The organism is Mycobacterium scrofulaceum (assembly GCF_001667885.1).
Classification (GTDB): Bacteria; Actinomycetota; Actinomycetes; order Mycobacteriales; family Mycobacteriaceae; genus Mycobacterium; species Mycobacterium scrofulaceum_C.
Genome location: NZ_LZJW01000033.1, coordinates 1 through 18211, shown reverse-complemented (window position 1 = coordinate 18211; position 18211 = coordinate 1). Strand labels below are relative to the sequence as shown.

The 18211-nt window shown below is 67.5% G+C and carries 16 protein-coding genes and 2 pseudogenes; 6 read left to right on the top strand and 12 right to left on the bottom strand.

Going from position 1 to position 18211, the window contains the following annotated elements; all coding sequences use genetic code 11:
* Nucleotides 1–461: 461 nt before the first annotated feature.
* Complete coding sequence (locus A5681_RS03960) at nucleotides 462–1184, bottom strand: DUF1906 domain-containing protein (protein WP_067269589.1); 723 nt, start codon at nucleotides 1182–1184, stop codon at nucleotides 462–464.
* 60 nt (nucleotides 1185–1244) lie between these two features.
* A complete protein-coding gene (locus tag A5681_RS03955) occupies nucleotides 1245–2144 on the bottom strand; it encodes a MerR family transcriptional regulator (RefSeq protein ID WP_067269587.1) in 900 nt (299 codons plus the stop codon).
* Nucleotides 2145–2184: 40 nt separating this feature from the next.
* On the opposite strand from A5681_RS03955, the gene A5681_RS03950 reads away from it, so the two are divergent.
* Nucleotides 2185–3402: an aromatic ring-hydroxylating oxygenase subunit alpha gene (locus A5681_RS03950; protein WP_067269585.1), complete on the top strand. Its 1218-nt coding sequence runs from the start codon at nucleotides 2185–2187 to the stop codon at nucleotides 3400–3402.
* Between the two features lie 59 nt (nucleotides 3403–3461).
* On the opposite strand, the gene A5681_RS03945 is transcribed toward A5681_RS03950, so the two are convergent.
* Nucleotides 3462–4808: a lipocalin-like domain-containing protein gene (locus A5681_RS03945; protein WP_067269581.1), complete on the bottom strand. Its 1347-nt coding sequence runs from the start codon at nucleotides 4806–4808 to the stop codon at nucleotides 3462–3464.
* A 94-nt stretch (nucleotides 4809–4902) separates the two neighbouring features.
* On the opposite strand from A5681_RS03945, the gene A5681_RS03940 reads away from it, so the two are divergent.
* A complete protein-coding gene (locus A5681_RS03940; protein WP_067269579.1) occupies nucleotides 4903–6369 on the top strand; it encodes an aldehyde dehydrogenase in 1467 nt (488 codons plus the stop codon).
* Nucleotides 6370–6472: 103 nt separating this feature from the next.
* On the opposite strand, the gene A5681_RS03935 is transcribed toward A5681_RS03940, so the two are convergent.
* The 5 genes from A5681_RS03935 to A5681_RS03915 all read right to left on the bottom strand — a co-directional run bounded on the left by A5681_RS03935 (nucleotide 6473) and on the right by A5681_RS03915 (nucleotide 10710).
* A complete protein-coding gene (locus tag A5681_RS03935) occupies nucleotides 6473–6928 on the bottom strand; it encodes a MaoC family dehydratase (protein ID WP_067269577.1) in 456 nt (151 codons plus the stop codon).
* On the bottom strand, nucleotides 6925–7398 hold the full coding sequence (locus A5681_RS03930) for a MaoC family dehydratase (protein ID WP_156737841.1): 474 nt from the start codon (nucleotides 7396–7398) through the stop codon (nucleotides 6925–6927). Before A5681_RS03930 ends, A5681_RS03935 begins: the two co-directional genes overlap by 4 nt.
* Nucleotides 7399–7460: 62 nt before the next feature.
* On the bottom strand, nucleotides 7461–7886 hold the full coding sequence (locus A5681_RS03925) for a nuclear transport factor 2 family protein (RefSeq protein ID WP_067269575.1): 426 nt from the start codon (nucleotides 7884–7886) through the stop codon (nucleotides 7461–7463).
* Between the two features lie 95 nt (nucleotides 7887–7981).
* On the bottom strand, nucleotides 7982–9562 hold the full coding sequence (locus A5681_RS03920) for an AMP-binding protein (protein ID WP_067269573.1): 1581 nt from the start codon (nucleotides 9560–9562) through the stop codon (nucleotides 7982–7984).
* A 20-nt stretch (nucleotides 9563–9582) separates the two neighbouring features.
* A complete protein-coding gene (locus A5681_RS03915) occupies nucleotides 9583–10710 on the bottom strand; it encodes an aromatic ring-hydroxylating oxygenase subunit alpha (protein WP_156737838.1) in 1128 nt (375 codons plus the stop codon).
* A 151-nt stretch (nucleotides 10711–10861) separates the two neighbouring features.
* Between A5681_RS03915 and A5681_RS03910 the strand changes: the two genes are divergently transcribed.
* Complete coding sequence (locus A5681_RS03910) at nucleotides 10862–12100, top strand: cytochrome P450 (RefSeq protein WP_067269572.1); 1239 nt, start codon at nucleotides 10862–10864, stop codon at nucleotides 12098–12100.
* A gap of 10 nt (nucleotides 12101–12110) precedes the next feature.
* Here A5681_RS03910 and A5681_RS03905 read toward each other — a convergent pair whose 3' ends face one another.
* Complete coding sequence (locus tag A5681_RS03905) at nucleotides 12111–12302, bottom strand: ferredoxin (RefSeq protein WP_046185638.1); 192 nt, start codon at nucleotides 12300–12302, stop codon at nucleotides 12111–12113.
* Between the two features lie 18 nt (nucleotides 12303–12320).
* Nucleotides 12321–14705 carry a CaiB/BaiF CoA-transferase family protein gene (locus A5681_RS03900; RefSeq protein WP_067269569.1) on the bottom strand — a complete coding sequence of 795 codons (2385 nt, stop codon included), beginning with the start codon at nucleotides 14703–14705 and terminating at the stop codon, nucleotides 12321–12323.
* Between the two features lie 99 nt (nucleotides 14706–14804).
* Here A5681_RS03900 and A5681_RS03895 point away from each other — a divergent pair, with 99 nt between their 5' ends.
* On the top strand, nucleotides 14805–15626 hold the full coding sequence (locus A5681_RS03895; protein WP_067269567.1) for a FadR/GntR family transcriptional regulator: 822 nt from the start codon (nucleotides 14805–14807) through the stop codon (nucleotides 15624–15626).
* A 10-nt stretch (nucleotides 15627–15636) separates the two neighbouring features.
* A complete protein-coding gene (locus tag A5681_RS03890; protein ID WP_067269565.1) occupies nucleotides 15637–16356 on the top strand; it encodes an SDR family oxidoreductase in 720 nt (239 codons plus the stop codon).
* Here A5681_RS03890 and A5681_RS03885 read toward each other — a convergent pair.
* On the bottom strand, nucleotides 16319–17185 hold the full coding sequence (locus A5681_RS03885; RefSeq protein ID WP_067269563.1) for an LLM class flavin-dependent oxidoreductase: 867 nt from the start codon (nucleotides 17183–17185) through the stop codon (nucleotides 16319–16321). The two genes, A5681_RS03890 and A5681_RS03885, sit on opposite strands and share 38 nt — an antisense overlap.
* Nucleotides 17186–17264: 79 nt before the next feature.
* Between A5681_RS03885 and A5681_RS28030 the strand changes: the two are divergent.
* Nucleotides 17265–17951, top strand: a pseudogene (locus tag A5681_RS28030) (acyl-CoA dehydrogenase family protein); the annotation flags it as partial.
* Here the strand turns inward: A5681_RS28030 and A5681_RS28025 are convergent.
* Nucleotides 17948–18175 (bottom strand): annotated as a pseudogene (locus tag A5681_RS28025) (acyl-CoA dehydrogenase family protein); the annotation flags it as partial. The pseudogenes A5681_RS28030 and A5681_RS28025 sit on opposite strands and share 4 nt — an antisense overlap.
* Nucleotides 18176–18211 lie beyond the last annotated feature (36 nt).

Here is an 18211-nt window from a genome sequence, read left to right as displayed (position 1 = left end):
TCCGTCGATTCCACATCGAATCGCGACCGAAGATCCGTCTGACCGGTGTGTTGTCGGCGGGCCGTCCGGGTCGGTGGAGCGGCGCGGCGGACTGCATCGGCTGTACTAAGAGTGTCATAAGGATCGAGCCCCGTTTTGCGTGGTGATTGGTTACTGGTGAGTTCTACGCATGGGTAACCGTGTCCTGGGTAACACCGGCCTGAATCGGCGGCGCGGGCCCGGCGAACAAACCTGCTGCATGTAGGTGGTTACGGTCGAGTAGCTATAACTGCGCTGATCAAAGCAGTTTTGTTATGTAATCGTTATGTAAAAATTTCGAGCCGTCGAGCCGCGTCCAACCCGGCTCAAGCGTGTCGATCGGGAGGCGTTCGCACCCACCGCCGCCCAGAATGAGCGAACGAGTGTTTGCTGGGATCTTTAAGAGTGGCCGCCCGACGTCGGCCGGTGAAGGGACCCGGCGGCTAGGCCCACTGGCCGAATTGCGGCTTGAGGATTTCGTTGACGTCTACCCCAACCCCGCCGACGCTGCGTTTGTCGATCTCAACCTGATGCAAATGGGCGGCGGGGTGGGTGAACCCCTTGGGTGAGCCCCAGTTGTGCTGCCAGAAGTAAGACCCCAAACCGTCGTGCAGCGCCCAGTCGATGGTCTTCGAATTGGCGTACACACCTGTGCGCTGATGACCGATCACCGACTCCCACGACCGTAGATACGGCGCGATCAGCTGTTTGTACTGGTCGTAGGAGGGGTCGTCGTCGATGGAGGCGTAGATCGGCGCGGTGGCCGGCCCACCGGCGGCGGCGTGCAGCTGCATCCCGCGCTGCGCGTGCTGAAGCCCGGCGTTGGCTCCGCCGAGCCAGTCGGCGGTGTTGCCCTTGCCGTACTGATAACAGGACACGATTTTGAGCCCGTTGCTGTCGAGGTCACGCGCCTCGGCGACCTGGATCGGCTTGCCAAGCATCCAGTTGCCGCCGGGTCGCCGGTCCGACACGTACCTGATCGAACCCACGGCCCCGGCGGCCCTGATCTGGCTGGCGGGGATGACGCCGGCCGCGTAGTCCAACAGGGTGCCGAGCGATGCCGACGCCGGCGCGGCGCCCATGGATGCGCCCGCGACGCCCAGGCCCACTATGGCTGGGGTTGCGGCCGCCAATCTGAGCAGGTCGCGACGCGAAACGCAGGACACAAGCGACAGAGTACGACAGCAACCCCATCTGACACATTGACCACACTGATCACATCTGCATCACAGTGCCACATCCTGGGTTTGGGGCGACGTCGCGGTGGGCAGCACGATGACGCTCACGGCCTCCAGGCCGCGGCCGGCGGTCTGCCGGGCGATCTCGTCGAGGAAGTGCGCGGCGGCCGGGTTGATCGATCCCGCCCAGGCCCGGAATCCCTGCACGATGACCGGGTCGCGCTCCAGCGCCGGTTGCACTCCCCGCAGCACGCCGACCACGTCGTCGGGCAGCGGGTCGGCGAGTTGCTCGTCGATCCAGCGGTGGGCAAGCTCCGTCGCCGCCCCGTCGTCGGCCAACGTGATCACGTCGCCGGCGAGGTTGCGTAACCGGTCGAACAGCACCTGGCGTCCCGGCGTCTCGGCCAGTTCCGCCAACAACGTGCTGGCCGCCGCCGGCAGGACCATCTGGCCGAAGAGGACCGGAACCGGCAAGTCCCACTCGTCGAACAGGTCGGCGTACATCGCGGCGACGGGCTCGGACAGCGGTGCGCTGAGCCGCCCGATGACCCCGATGCTGTCGCGGTGAGTGGTCGCCAGCCTGCGCAGGATGTCCTCGTTGACGTCTTCGGCGGGGCGATCGGTGGCGGCGCGGGACCGGTCGATGGCCGCGATCAGCTGGTCCAGCCGGTCGCGCTGACGCATCAACAACGTCCGGTGCTCATCGAGCACACCGGCCAACGTGGTGCGCCCGCCCGCGACCAGCCGCTGGATGTCGTTGATGCTGACGCCGAGACTTCTCATCAGATCGATGCGCAACAGGTCGAGCACCTGCTCCACGCCGAAGACGCGATAGCCATTGGACAGATGCTCGGCGCGCAGCAGGCCGATTTTCTCGTAGTGGCGGATGCGACCGGAAGCGATCCCGGTCAGGGCCGTGACGTCGCCGATCAGCAACTGCTCAGCCACGCCTTGACCTTACAACTGTCGCAAGGTCTGTACTGATCAGATGGAACGCGACCAGCTGATCGACCTCACCCGCCGCGCTGTGAAGTTGGCGCGTGACAGGACCACCGATCTCGCCCCGGAGGAGCACCGCGTCGAGGCGCGGGCCTACACGTCGGCGGACCGCCACGAGCAGGACCGCGCCCTGTTGATGGCCAGCCCGCAGTTGGTCGGCTATGCCTCGGAGCTGCCCGCCCCCGGCACGTACTGCACCAAGACGGTGATGGGCCGGTCCATCTTGCTGACCCGAACGGCCGACGGATCGGTCAAGGCGTTCAACAACGTCTGCCTGCACCGCCAGTCGCAGGTGGCGACGGGATGCGGCAGCGCAAAGCGATTCACCTGCCCGTACCACGCGTGGACCTACGACAACACCGGGCGCTTGGTCGGGTTGCCTGGTCGCGAGGGTTTTCCCACCGCGGCGATCGCAAGCGCGGCGAAGCCGGGCGACGCGGGTCGCCGCCACACCACCGCGGCGATCGCAAGCGCGGCGAAGCCGGGCGACGGCCTGACCGAACTCCCTGCGGCCGAGTTCGCCGGATTCCTCTGGATCACACTGGATCCCGGAACCCCGCTCGACGTCGCCGCGCACCTCGGCCCCCTGGCCGAAGAGCTTGATTCGTGGGGCATCGGACGCTGGTCGCCGCTGGGCGAGAAGGTGCTCGACTGCCCGATCAATTGGAAGCTCGCGGTCGACACCTTCTCGGAGAACTACCATTTCGCCACCGTGCACCAGCAGACCTTCGCCACGATCGCCCGCAGCAACTGCACGGTCTTCGACGCGTTCGGTCCGCACCACCGGCTGATCTTCCCTCTCAACACGATCCTGGGGCTGGACGAGGTCCCCGAAGATCAGTGGGATCCGTTCCAGAACATGGTCGTCATCTACGCGCTGTTCCCCAACATCGTGCTGTCGGTGACCATCGCCAACGGCGAGCTGTTCCGCATCTACCCCGGCGATCGACCGGGGAGATCGACTACGGTGCACCAGAATTCGACGCCGCTGGACCTGACCGACGAATCGGTGGCCGCCGGCGCTCAAGCGGTCTTCGAGTATGCCCACGCCACCGTGCGCGACGAGGACTACCGGCTGGTCGAGGGCCTGCAGGCCAACCTCGAGTCGGGCGCTCGCGACCACTTGCTGTTCGGCCGCAACGAACCCGGGCTGCAGCATCGCCACATCGTCTGGGCCCGGGCGCTCGCGGAGGCTCGCGACACTTAAACCACGCACACGACACGCCGCACAACGTGTGCGTGGTTTCAGTCTCGACGCCCCGCCCCTCAGTCGGTGACGGATATAGCCGCCACCAGGTCGTCCAATAGCGTTGCCAGCGAGTCGTTTTGGGTGGTGCGCACCGTGTTCAACAGTCCGACCGCTTCCTGTCGACGCCCCCGGGCCAAGAGCTGGACCAGCAGACCCGCGGCCATCTGCAGGTCCCGGTCGGCGGGTTCCATGTTCGCGACGGTGGTGGCCAGCACTTCGACCAGCTCCCAGTCCCGGTACAGCGCCAGCGAGCGCTCGTTGAACGCAAAGCCAGTCACGGGTTCGCCCCATAGGGTCCCGCTGTAGCGGTACGGCCCCTCCATGTATTCGATGGGCAGACCGTGCGCGGGCACGGGCACTAACGGCTCACCGACGATATCGAGTTGCATGGTGCCGCAGGTGATCCGGTGGCGGTCCGGCATGTATCGTGCGGCCGCATGCGGGCGCACCAACGGCCGCACCGCCTCCGGCCATCGGACGTAGCTGCTGACCGTCACCTCGACGTCTTCCGCGCATTCCGGCGGGATGGCCGGGTCGGGGTGACTCATCGTCACTCCGGTAAACGGCTGCAGCGCATTGCCATTGGTGCGGTCGAACTGCCGCCAGATGCTCAGGTCGACGCCGTTGTCGAAGTTGATGGTGCGCCACTCGTGGGACCGGGCCCGTGGGTCTCCCCCCGTCCCGCCGCCGCCGGCGTACTTGGGGAACCACTGCCGGTCGATGTGCCCGCTGCTACCCGAGACCTGCTCGACGACGTCGCCCCAGCGCAGCGTGCCCGTCATCGCCATGCCAGTCTGGAAGTACGAGTAGGTCTCGGTCTGGCCGAAGCAACAGATCTTTCCGTTGTACGTCGAGGCGCCCACCGGTGTCGGTGCGCGGGTTGGCGTTACGGCCAGGTCCAGCCGCATCGGGCGGCCCGACTGGTCCTCGCCCACCAGGCTGACGCGATAGGTGTAGGGCAGTAGCCCGCCATCGGCGTCCCGGCACGTGGTCCACGACGCGGTGCCGGCCCCGCTGGAGTAGTGGATATCCAGATAGCCCGGCGCCAAGCTCAGCTTGCGCTGCGCTCCAGGCTCCATGTTGGCCGGCGGCATGTCGTAGTCGGTGTAGGTGCCGTAGTCCCCGGTGTCGAGATCGAACAGCGCCAGCGTGTAGAAGTCCGCGACCACCGTCCCGCCGGGCCGGTTCTTGTTGAAGATGGTCAGGAAGGCAAACGACCGGCCGGTCTCGGCGGCGTCGAGCTGCCCGGCGATGAACCAGGTGTCCGATTCCTGATCCGGGTGCTCGCCCTCGGCGGCGGGAAAATCCAGCTGGCTGTCGCCGGGCACCAACTGGAACGGGTAATTGCGCCAATCGCTGGTCATATCGGGCCCTCGCTGCTTTTTTAGCTATGTTAGCGTCAATAGCGAAATCACGGTCACTGTGCCATGCGCGCCCAACCCTCCCAGGAAGTGTCCGATGACAGCAATCGCCGACCACCGGTCCTACAGCGAACTCTTCATTGGGGGGCAGTGGCGCAAGCCCGCCAATCCCCAACAGCTCGCCGTCATCTCCCCGCACTCGGAAGAACCGGTCGGGCACGTCCAAGTGGCCGGGCCGGAGGACGTCGAAGCCGCTGTCGCCGCCGCGCGACACGCCTTCGACCACGGCCCGTGGCCGCGGATGACCCACGCCGAGCGCATGGCCAAGGTCGAGCAGCTCGCCACGATCTACGCCGGCCACATCGAGGAGATGGCCGACCTGATCACCGACGAGATGGGCTCCCCGCGCAGCTTCAGCCGGATGGGCCAGGGTGCGGCCGCGGCGACGCTCATTCATCTGTCGCTGGCCGCCGCGCGCGACTTCCCGTGGGAGGAACGGCGCCAAGGCGTGCTCGGTGAAGTGCACCTGCGCCGGGCCCCGGTCGGGGTGGTCGGTGCGATCGTCCCGTGGAACGTGCCGCAGTTCCTAATCATGCCCAAACTGATCCCGGCGCTGATCGCGGGATGCACCGTCATCATCAAACCCGCGCCCGAAACACCCTTGGACGCTTTGTGGTTGGCGGAGATGATCGAGCAGCTGGACCTACCCGACGGGGTGGTCTCGGTGCTGCCCGGCGGCCCCGAGATCGGCGAGGCGCTGGTGCGCCATCGGGGCGTGGACAAGATCGCGTTCACCGGCTCGAGCGCCGTCGGCCGCCGCATCGCCGCGCTGTGCGGCGAACAGCTCAAGCGGGTGAGCCTGGAACTGGGCGGCAAGTCGGCGGCGATCATTCTCGACGACGCCGACATCGGCAAGACCGTCGCCGGATTGAAAACCGCCGGCCTGATGAACAACGGCCAGGCCTGCGTCGCCCAGACGCGCATTTTGGTCAGCGACCGGCGACACGACGAGGTCGTCGACGCGCTGGCCGACATGATGTCGTCCCTCAACGTCGGCGATCCGGCCGATGACGCCACCGACATCGGACCCCTTGTCGCGCAACGGCAACAACGACGCGTCCAGGACTACATCAAGTCCGGCCAGGCCGAGGGGGCCCGCGTCGTCCTTGGCGGCCAGGACAGCCCTTCGGACCGCGGCTGGTATGTGCGGCCGACGCTGTTCGCCGACGCCACCAACGACATGCGCATCGCCCGGGAGGAGATCTTCGGGCCGGTGCTGACCGTGCTGCGCTACCGCGATGAGGACGACGCGATCCGCATCGCCAACGAGACCGACTACGGTTTGGCCGGTTCGGTGTGGACCTCCGACATCGCGCACGGCATGGAGATCGCGGCCGGTGTGCGGACCGGCACCTACGGCATCAACATGTACACGCTCGACATCGGTGCCCCGTTCGGTGGCTTCAAGCAATCGGGCATCGGGCGTGAGTTCGGCCCGGAGGGCCTTGACGAATACGTCGAGCTCCAAACGTTGGTATGCAAAGGGCAGCTGCCGCCGCTATAACCGCCGTCAGTGCCCTGCCCAAGATCGGGGCATATGGCGATTGCCGTTTGCGATATCACCGGCGATATCAAAATCCGAACCCGTCTTATGGTCGCGACCCTCGCTACGCCGTCTCCGGTCGCCATGGCATCTGCAGGGTGAGCTCGACGGGGCAGCACAGCGCGCCGTGCTGATTGGTCACCTGAATCTCGATGTCGACGAGGCAACGGGGCGGGTCCACCGAGTCGTCGCGACGCTTGGCCACCGCGCGCCCCCGGCCGATCATCGTGTCGCCGGCATAGACCGAACCCGTCAACCGCAAGGAGCGCCGCACCACGCGACTGCCCGGGCCCGCCCAATCCGTCGCGACGCGGTCGGCGAAGCCGGCGAGGTGCATCGTGTTGACGTAGATCGTCGGATTGCCCTGGCGCTGGGCATATTCGGGGTCGAAGTGGCCCGGGAAGTAGTCCCACGTCGCCCCGGCGTTCTCGACCACTCGCTGGTAGCTGATGTGGTCGAGGACCTCGGGCAGGTCGACCGGAACGGTGATCGAGTCGAAGTCCAGGCCGTCACCGGTCACGATGGTGCGCCCGGCGTGAAGCGGAACAACGTGTTGCGGCACGTTGCGATCACCGTCTCGTCCTGGCGGCGATAGGTCTCCAGCGTCTCGACGAAATGGCCGACGCCCAGCCGTGTCCGCTTCTCCGGCGACACCGACACCAATTCCTCGACGACGGTGAGCACGTCGCCTTCGATGATCGGTTCCAGGAACTCGACGTCGTTGGCCGCGTTGATGAAGGTGGTGCCGGGCAGCGGCACCCGTAGCACCAGGGACGCCGTCGGCGGCCTGCCCTGCGGCTGCCACGGCGGCGGGATCAGCCATCCCATCAACAGGGCCGGCGGCGCCAGCAGCCCGCCCCACGTCCGATTGGCGAACTCGGCGTCCCAATAGGAACGATTGCGGTCGTGGACCATCGCGGCGAACAGTTGAATGCGCGCGCCGCTGACCGCGGTGTCCGCGGTGCGCGGCTCGCCGGTCGCGCCGACCATCCGCAGCGCGTCCTCGTAGGTGCCGAAGGCCAGCTGGTAACTGAGATCGGGTTCCACGCCGCTCACATAACGAGCGGGTGCCTACTGGGCACCGAATCCCATTGCAGCGTGCGGGAAGTGAAGTACCAGCCGCCACGCTCGTAGACCAGCGTGTCCCGGAAGATCCCGGTGGCCCGCAGCGTGGTGTCGCCGTACATGGCGGCGAAAAGCACGGCGACGCAATGCTGTGTCGCGTTGACCCCGTCGACGCGGATCTCGTGATCGAGGGTGACGAGCCGTTGTCCGTCGCCGCCGTCGAACGCCGCGCGCAGGTCGTCGAACGTGTCGCCGTCGCGGTGATAGGTCGCCCCGGAGTGGCGGAAGGTGGCGATCCAGCGCTCCCGATCGCCATCGGAGTAGGCCCGGTTGTGCCGGGCGTTCAGGTTGAGGATGGCAGCGCGGCCCGTGGCAGCCTGCAACATTTGCTGTTCCTGATAGGACATGGTCATTGCGGTCTCCAGACTCTCCCGGGAAACGACTGCCAACGAACGGACGCACGTAACATTAAAGTAACTTTCCGACGATTACGTAACATTAACGTAACTTACCGGCTAACGATATAGCCCTGAGCTTCACGATCCCACGCCTCCTGAGTCACCCCCCGCTCGCGCAACAGGTCCTTGCGTATCCGCCCGATGACGTTCTTCGGAAGTTCGCCGACGGTCTCCACGAATCGCGGCACGCAGAAATACGGCATCCGGGCCGCGCAGAAATCGAGCAGCTCGGTGTAATCGACTGTGGCGCCCGGCCGCAACGTCACCAGCAGCAGGATGTCGTCTTCGCCCAGCGCACTGGGCACCCCGACCGCGGCCGCTTCGGCCACGGCCGGATGGCTCATGACGACGGCCTCCACTTCGACCGAGGAAACGTTCTCTCCCCGCCGGCGCAGCGAATCCTTGCGGCGGTCGACGTAGGTGAGGTTCCCTTCCGTGTCGAGCCGGCCGAGGTCGCCGGTGCGAAACCATTCTGAGTGTGGAATCACGCGTGAGTCCTCGTCGATATAGCCTTCGCTCATCACGCCCGGGTACCTGGGCCGGCAGGCGATCTCGCCGACCGCGCCGGCGGGCAGCGGATCGCCGTCTTCGTCGACGATGCGCACGTCGAAGTTCGGATTCGGCCGGCCCGACGTCCCCGGCACCCCGTCGTCGGCCAGCGCCTTGACCGCGATCGGAAACGCCTCGGTCATCCCGTACATCGTGACGATCCGGCAGCCGTAACGCTTTTCGATGTCGCGATACGCCTTGGCGTCGATCGGAGCCGCGGAGATGAACCGCAGTGGCAGCTGGGCGTCCTGGGGATCCGCGGGCAGGTTATGCAGCATCGACACCATCGCGCCGGCGCCGGCGAAGCCGACGGCATTGCTCGCGCGGATGCCGTCCCACACCTCGCCGGGGTGAAACGCCTGGGCCAGCACGGTCGTGGCGCCGAGCAGCATCGGGGCCAACACGCTGGGAGCCGCGCTCAGGTGAAACAGCGGCATCGCCGTCCACAGCACCTCCCCGGCACGCAATTCCCAGGCCGACGCGACCGTCGCGGCCACCGTGAACAGGTAATGCCACGTCGTGGCAACCGCTTTCGATGGACCGGTGGTGCCGGACGTGAAGAACAGAGCGCCCACCTCCCCCGACGCGGTGCACGCATCCTGGGAACGCCCGCCGCTGCTCAACGCCGCCCTGAGTGAATCGTCTTGCAGCACAATGCGGGGCGCGGTGTCCAGCGCGCCGGCAACCTCGTCGAGCCGGGGCCGCCGTTCGGTGTCGGTAAGGACCACCTTGGCCCGCGACAGCCGCAGGGTGTGCAGCAGGAAGTCGCCCTTGTTCGCGGCGTTGACGGCCGCACTCACCGCACCGAGGCGCGCCGCGCCCAGCCAGAAGTACACCCATTCCGGGCACGTTCCGGTGAACAGCGCCACGCAATCACCGGCGCCAACACCGAGGTCCGCGAGCATGTTCGCCGCGGCGCAGGACCGCTGCCGCATCTGCTCGAAGGTCACGTCGACGCCGGCGATAGACATCATCACCCGGTCGGGGTACTGCTCGGCGCGCACGTCGAGCACCGCCGGGACGGTGAAACTTTCGACACCGAAATCGGAGGGGCCAAGAGGTCCGCTCCGGTCGGGGCACATGAGGCCTGCAGGGTTTCCGGTTAGGCTTTCGCGGCCGCCGGATCGGGCTCACCGGCCGCGGTGTAGCCGAAATCGGACGGCGACGGCTGCGTGCCCGGGTAGAAGCGGTGCGCCCAGCGACGAAGGGCCGCGTAGTCGTGCGCCTCTTCGGGAGCCAGGTTCGGCTTCTCCAGGTACTTCATGTTCTCCCAGGTGAAGAAGTCCTGCTTGATGACTTCCTGCTGCAGCGCCAGGAATTTGGCCGCGCGACCGGTCGGCACGTCGCCCGTGTCGCCCGGCTCGCGGACCGACGCCTGCGTGTAGAAGTAGTCGGTGTAGTCCTCGTCGACGGGCGTCTGACCGGTGACCTGGACGGTGGCCACCAGCTCGCTCGGGAAGCGGACGACGCCCAGCCCCAGTGAGTAGTTGTCGTAGATGATCTTGGCGTCGACGGGCCCGTTGGGAGTCAGCCAGGTCGACGCGCGGCCGCCCCCGAAGTGGGCGTTGACGGTCGCGTGCAGGTGGTAGCCGGAGACCTCGAACGACGCGGTGGTGGCGGGGTTGGCGGCCTTATGCACGTATTGCACGTGGTACGGGTCGGCGGCGTTCTCGATGATCATCTGCGGGTGCACCTTCACCCGGTTCACCATCTGGGTGTGCGGATGCAGCGGGTAATACTCGTTTGTTTCCAGTTCCGGCAGCACGGGCGGCTGCCAGTACGGCGCCCGCCCGTGGCGCTCGTGCCAGGCCAGGATGAAGCCGTACCACTCCACCGTCGGGTAGGTGCGGATGCGGACGTTGTTCTTGCAACCGATCTTGCTGTAGGGAATCAGCGCATTGGTGCCGTCACCGCGCCACCGCCAGCCGTGCCAGGGGCAGACGATGTTGTCGCCTTCCACGGTGCCGCCGACGCCCAAATTGGCGCCCAGGTGCTGGCAATAGGCGTCCATCACGTGCACCTGGCCGGACTCGGTGCGGAAGATGACGAGTTCCTCACCGAAGTAATGGGCACGCTTGACCTGGCCGGCGGCCAAGTCGGAGCCGAACGACACGATGAACCAGCCCGTCGGGAACCGGTAGGTCGACAGCGCGATGCCGGTCTGCCCGAACTCGCGTTCCGAGGGATCTCCGGCCGAATCCGAAGCCGGGTCCGAAATTGTATGCGTCACGAGCTCTCCATATCCCGCCCTGCCCAGGCGAGCCGAGCGCAACTGGGCCGCCCTTCACTCACCGCGGTTCGACGACAAGGTCTATTTTTACTATTTTAAGCATTGAACGTCAACGCGCCACCGAAAGCGTCCGGCAGAGCGGGGTTTGAAGATGACGGCTGCGGCAGTAGACCTTTCCGACTTCGCGCTGTGGCGCAACGGCTTTCCGGACGACGTGTTCGCGGAGTTGCGCCGCAGCCGGCCGTTGTTCCGACACGAACTGACGCCCGGCGTCGCCAAGACGGTGCACCGGGATTTCTGGGTGGCGACCAAACACCGGCACGCCGTTCGGCTGCACCGCGACACCGACTCGTTCACTGCGGCCGACGGGCCGCTCATTCAGCCCGTCGCCATGTTCTCGTCGTCGCCGACGATCATCACGCTGGATCCCCCGGACCTGAACAAGCGTCGCAAGCTCATTTCCAACGCGTTCAATCCGCGAGCGATCGCCAAGCTGGAGGCCGGCATCCGCGCGCGTGCGGCGCGGATGATCGACGACCTGCTCGCCGCGGGCGGCGGAGACTGGATCGAGGACGTCGCCGACGCGTTGCCGATGACGGTGATCGGCGACATCATCGGCATCCCGGAGGAGGACAGACCCCGCGTCTTCGACCTCTTCGACCGCATCCTGAAGGCGCTTGTGCCGGAAGCGCACCCGACCGGGCAGGTGGAACTCGAGCTTTTTGCCTCGGTCTTCGACTACGCCATGGAACTGACCGCCGAGAAGCGGCGCAATCCCACCGACGACATCTGGAGCACGCTCGCGTCGGCGGTGATCACCGGCGACGACGGTGCGGAGTTCAGGTTGGCCCCCAACGAACTCGAATTCTTCTTCTTCGTCCTGGCTTTCGCCGGCAGCGACACCACCAAGAACGCCCTGGCGATCGGGCTGCAGGCTTTTCTGGCCAACCCGCAGCAGGCCGAGCGCTACCGCACGGACGAAGGCGTGCGGCCGACCGCGGTCGAGGAGGTGTTGCGCTGGGCGTCGCCGGTGGCCTACTGGACGCGTACCGCCAAGGTCGATGTGGAGATGGACGGCCAGCACATCGCCAAGGGTGAGCGCGTGGTGTCGATGCTGCGGTCGGCCAACCGCGACGATGAGGTCTTCGACTCACCGTTCAGCTTCGACGTCGGCCGTCAACCCAACCCGCACGTGGCGTTCGGCGGCGGCGGACCGCACCACTGCCTCGGCGCGATGCTCGCGCGCGCGGAACTCCGCGCGGTGTTCGACGAATTGCTGCTGCGCTGCGACGACATCGAGATCGGGCCGGCCACGGTGGCTTATCCGAACCTGATGACGAACATGTCGATCTACGACGAGATGCCGATCTCGGTGACCGACCGGCGCTAGGGGGCTCGGGTCAGTCGATCAGCCGCAGCGCGGCCTTGGGGCACTGGTCCACCGCGGCACGCACGTCGATCTCCAACCGCGGCGGCACGGGGCCGTCCGCGATCTGCACCACGTCCTCGTCCCCCAGCTCGAAGACTTCCGGTGCCAGCGATTCGCAGAAACCGTTTGCCTCACAGAGGTTTTCGTCAACCGTCACACGCATGAGATGCCCTCCACTTCTCTAGAGGCCCTTGGGTCGGGTCCCGATCACCCCGCTGCTCGCGAGGCGTGTCAGTTCTTCGCCGGTCAGCCCGCACCGATCGCGCAGTATCTCCTCATTGTGCTCGCCCAATCGCGGTGGCGGCCGCAGCAGCCACTTGTCCTGGCCGCCGAGCCGCGCGAACGGTGGGCAGGGATAGAGGCCCGCACCGGTGCTGGCGTGGTGCAGGGTTTCCAGGAAGCCCCGATGGCGCAGTTGGGGATTGTCGGTGACCAGCGAGGGCGACACCACCGGGGCGGCGGGTATGCCCGCGACGGCCAATCGCTCGACCGTCGGGTGAAGCGGTTGCCGGGCGAACCACGCCGCCAGCCGGCGATCGATGTCGTCGGCCCGCTGGAGCCGCCCGGCGACGGTGGACAGCTCCTCGACACACCAGGCCGGTCGATCCAGCACCTCGACCAGAGCATCCCACTCCCGGTCGTCGCGCACGGTGACCGCGATCCAGTCGTCTTCGCCGGCGCAGCGGTAGATGTTCTGGATCGCGTCGCCGAAACCGCGGTTGCCCCGCCGGGTCAGCGTCGTGCCGAAGACCTCGGATTCGATCGCCTGTATCGCGGTGGCGTTCAGCACCGTCTCGAGCATCGGCAGCTCGACGAGCTGGCCCGATCCGGTGCGGTCGGCGAAGTTCAGCGCGGCCAGCACGGCGAAGGCGGCGTGCACCCCCGCCAGCGGGTCGCACGCCCCGCGCGGAGTGACCGGCGGGGTGTCGGGCAATCCGGTTACCCAGGCCAGGCCGGCGATCTGTTCCATCGTGGGGGCGAATCCCACCCGGTCCCGCCACGGCCCGTCCAGCCCGAAGGCGGGCATCCTGGCGACCACGAGCTTGGGGTTGACGTCCAGCAGCGCCTCGGCGGTCAGGCCGAACTGTTCCATCACCCGAGGCGAGAAGTTCTCGATCACCACGTCGGCGCCGGCGGCCAACTCGGTGAACAGCCGCCGCCCGTCCTCGGACCCCAAATCCAGGGTCACCGAACGCTTGTTGGTGTTCATGGCGTGGAACACCCAGCCGTACTCCCACCAGTCGTCGACGTCGGTGCGCATGCCGCCGGAGTAGCGAATGCCGTCGGGCCGCTGTATCGATTCCACCTTGACGACGTCGGCGCCGAACGCGGCCAGTAGGTGGGTGGCCGCGGGACCGGCCCAGAACGCGGTCAGGTCGACGACGCGCACCGCGGCCAGGGGCAGTTCGGTCGCCGGCGAAGGCGAAGCGATTTCCCTTGGGAGCCACGGAGTTTCATCATCGGCCTCACCCAGGGCGGGGGTGCCGCGCGGCAGGGCGGGCGCGCACTCCGACATCAGCCACGGCGCCCGGGGCTGGTGAAAACCGGCGGGGTTGCGGACGAAGGCCCCGCGCTGCTTCACGTACTCCATTTCCCGGATGGTGGAGCCGTTGCCCAGCGCCGCGACGGGCAACCGGAACAGTTGACCGAGCTCGACGATCTCCTCGACGGTCCGTTCGGCCAGCCAGGGGCCGATCTGTTCGCGGATCAGGTCGCGGTAGGCCCACCGGCCGATCTGGAAGCGGAGCTGTTCGATCTCCTCGAGCTGCGGGCATTCGACCATCGCGAGGAAGTCGAGCCATTGCTGGCCGGTGACCATGGTGATCCCGACATAGCCGTCCTTGGCGGGCTCGATCGACGGGACTTCGAGCGTGCGGCGGACCGGCGGCACGCGCAGCAGCTGAGAATGCAGCCATTCGCTGCTCTGCATCGCGGTCAACGCCTCGAGCATGGACAGATCGAGGTGCTCGCCGGGTCCGCCGCGTTCGACGCGGCGGCGCACGGCGAGCACGCCGAATGCGGCATACACGCCGCCCATATACTCCCCCAGGTCGCCGCCGATCGAGATCGGCGGCCCGGCGGGGTCACCGCGGAAGCCGGGCGAGCCCGCCCACGCCTGAAGGGTGAATTCGCTGGCGGCCCGCCGGGCGTACGGTCCGGTCCAGCCGAAGTCGGAGATCGTGACGATGACGGCAGCAGGCGCGGCGGCCAGCAGGAGCTGCGGGTCGACGCCCAGCGCTGCGGCCCGCTCGCGCCCGGCCGTGATCACCACCACGTCCGCGGCGGCCAGTTCCGCGGAAAACCGCGCGGAGCCGGGCCGGCAGGTCAGGCTGCGCTTGCCGGCGTTGAGGAAGGCGAAAAACGGCGAACTCTTCCCGTCCGGCACCGGCGATCGCGTCGCCGAATAGTTGCGCAGCCAATCCCCTTGCGGCGGTTCGATTTTGCGCACCTGCGCGCCGGCGTCCGCCAGCAGCTTCCCGCAGTAGCTGCCGGCGATCCGGTCGCTGATCTCGACGACACGCAGGTCGTGCAGCGGTGTGGGCCGGCTGTCGGACCGCTCGCTCACTTACACCCGCCCTCCCGATCGACACGCGATCGAAGAAGCTATTTATACCATTACTGCTAAAATAGCTAAGCCAGCGAGTTGATTGGTTTCGAGGATCGGATGACCGACTTGGGAATTGGGCGCGACGCCCGTCGCCGATTGTCGGCGCCGCGGATCGCTGAGATCGTAGCCGACGAGTTGCGCCGTCAGATCATCAACGGCGACCTGGCGGACGGCGACCTGTTGCCGCGGCAAGAGGTATTGGTCGAGCAGTTCAATGTGAGTTTGGTTTCGCTGCGCGAAGCGTTGCGCATTCTCGAGACCGAGGGTCTGGTGTCGGTCCGGCGGGGCAACCGCGGCGGCGCGGTCGTGCACGCGCCGGCCAAAACCAGCGCCGCATACATGCTCGGACTCTTGCTGCAGAGCGAGTCGGTCGCGGTTGCCGACCTCGGAATGGCGTTGCAGGAACTCGAGCCCGCGTGCGCCGCGCTGGCCGCCCGGCGGCCGGACCGCGCGGATACGTTGGTCCCGGAACTCAACCGGGTGAACGACGCCATGGCCGAGAACATCGAGGACGGCGCGCTCTTCACCGAAATCGGCCGGGAATTCCACGATCTCGTGGTGCGCGGCTGCGGAAACCACACCATCATCGCGGTGGTCGGCAGCTTGGAGACGCTGTGGACCAGCCACGAACAACAATGGGCGGACGAAAGCGCGGCGCGGGGCACCTACCCCTCGCTGGCCCAACGCCGCGCCGTCCTCGGCACGCATGTCAAGCTGACCGAGACCATCGCGGAAGGTGATGTCGACCGGGCGCGCCGCATCGCGGGTCGCCATCTCGCCGACACGCAGACGTACGTGCTCTCCGAACGGCACGGTCAACTCATCCACGCGCTCTCACCGCAGGCTTTGTCGCGGACGCGGGATTTCCGGCAACCCTAAGAGGCGCCCCTTGAGAACCGCATTGGTCACCGGCGGCAGCGGCGGGATCGGCAAAGCGTGCGCACGCAAGTTGGTCGAGCTGGGTTACGACGTGGTGCTGGCGGCGCGTCGAGAGGCTCCGTTGCGCGCCGCCGCCGAGGAGATCGGCGCGCGTCACGTGGTGGCCGACGCCTCGGATCCTGACGGATTCGCTGCGGCCACAGGCTTTTTGGAGAGCGTCGACCTGGTCGTCCACGCGGCGGGCACGCTGGGCGGAACGTACGCGCGCAAGCAGACATTCGAGCAGTGGCGGACCATCATCTCGGCCAACCTCGACTCGTGCTTCGTGGTCACCTCCGCCGCGTTGCCAAGGATGCGCGCGGGTTCGCGGTTCGTGTTCATCTCGTCGTCGGCGGCGCACGAACCGATGATGGCCCGCACCGCCTACTCGGCATCGAAGGCCGGCATGAACGCGTTCGCCCGCGCCCTGGCGCTGGAGGTCGACCGCGACGGCATCGCCGTGCACATCGTGACGCCGGGCCCGGTGGAAACCGAGATGCTGCAGGACGTCCCCTTCGAGATGTACGCGATTCGCGTGTCCGATGTCGCGGACACGGTCGCGTGGCTGGACACCGTCGACCCGTCCGTCGACCTGCCGGAGGTCCGGCTCAGCGCGGTGCAGCGCGGGCCGTTCGCCCGGCCGCCGGTCGTTCCTACCGAGGCGCGGCGGCGCCGCCAGGGAAAGCCTTGATCACCGATTCGCCGAACTCGTGCAGGGAGTCGGGCTTGGCGAAGTCGGCGAACCACACGTAGAACCGCTCGACCCCCTGGGCGGCCAGGCCGCCGAAGTGGCCGACCAGCTCGTCGGCGTCGCCGCAGACCAGGCCCGAGCCCAGGTTGCCGAATCGGCGAGTGCTCACCTCACGGACGGCCTGCGGATCGCTGCCGGCCCGGGCGAATCCCACCATCTGCTGGATCGACACCCGGGCGGACCCGGCTTCGGGGGCCAGCTTGGGCAGTCGGTCGAGGTGGTTTGCCGGCACATTCCACCAATCCGCATGCCTGCGAACGAGTTCCATCATCCGCGGTCCCGTTCCGCCCAAAACCAGCGGTATCGGATAGGTCCGCCGCGGGGACTGCACGGTATCCCCCGCCCCATCGCCCCAGTATTCCCGGATCAGTTCCAGATGGCGCCCGAGCTGTGCGACCCTGGCCTTCGGATCCTGCTGACCCACAGCGAATCTGGTGAACTCCGTGGGCCAGGAGCCGGCGCCCAGCCCCAGATCGAACCGGCCCTCGGATGCGTCCGACAAAGTGACGGCCTGTTTGGCAAGCACGGCCGGGTGGCGAAACGCGTCGCACAACACCAGGTGACCAATCCGCAGCCGCTCCGTCCTGGCCGCCACCCAGCCGGCAATGCCCATTGCCTCCCAGATGCTTTCGTCGGGCAGCCCCGGCGCCTCGAGATGGTCGATGAACGCCATGCCGTCAAAGCCGCTCCCCTCCGCGTGGCGGGCCCGCTCGACGATGTCGGCCGCCGACATCCGCACCTGCGGCAGGAACAAATACCACTCGACCATGCGCCCACCTCAAACGTCTATTCCCGTGCGATTGCGGACCGGGCCGCTAGTTTACTATTTTTATTATGTTAGGGGTCTTATGGATGTTGGACTGAACGCGGAGCAGCTGTCGCTGCGCGAGACCGTGCGCGACATCCTGCGTACCGAGAGCCCGCCCGACTCCGCCCGGCAGGCGATGACGGATCCGGAGCGGTGGCGCACGCTGTGGAAGACGGTCGTCGACCTCGGGTGGACGGAACTGGCCGCCCCCGGGGCCGGCGACTACGGACCGGTTGAGCTCGCGGTGGTGCTCGAGGAATGCGGTGCCGCCATCGCGCCGATCCCGCTGTTGAGCAGCGTCGGCCTGGCCGCCGGCGCGTTGCGGGGCGCGGGCCTCGACGCGGTTCTCGACGACATCGCCGGCGGTGTGGTCGCCACGCTGGCCGTGCACACCAAGGGATCTCGGCTACCGGGGGCGCCGATGACGCTGCGCGCCGGGCGCTTGCGCGGACGGGCGGTGGCGGTGCCCAACCTGTCCCGCGCCGAGCTGCTCGTCACGCTGGCGCGGGCCGACACCGCCCCCGATCGCACGGTGGTGGCGGTCGTGCGCTGCGCCGACGGGGTATCCGTCATCCCCGGTGAGTCGACCGACCCCGCGCAGCCGCTGGCCGACGTCGAGGTCGACGCCGAGCCGTTGGTCACCGCACCGGTCGACACCGAGCGCGCGTTGACCGCGCCGTTGGTGGCCGCGGCGGCCGACCTCGTCGGCACGGCGAGCGCCGCGGTGGTCCACGCCTCCGCGGGCGTCGTGGTCGGGTCGTCCAGCCGGGCGGCCGCGGCGTAGGTGAGACTGCGGGCGCGCTCCAATCCGACGTAGTTGTCGGCCAGCGCGTGCTTGATGCCCTGGAACGCGCCGATCGGCGTGCCGAACTGGCGGCGCGTCTTCGCGTGTTCGACGGCCCGGTTCAAGGCGGCGCTCGCCGTGCCGACGAGGTCGGCCGCCGCGGCCACCAACGGCGCGGTCAACGCGCGCTCGGTGTCGACCGG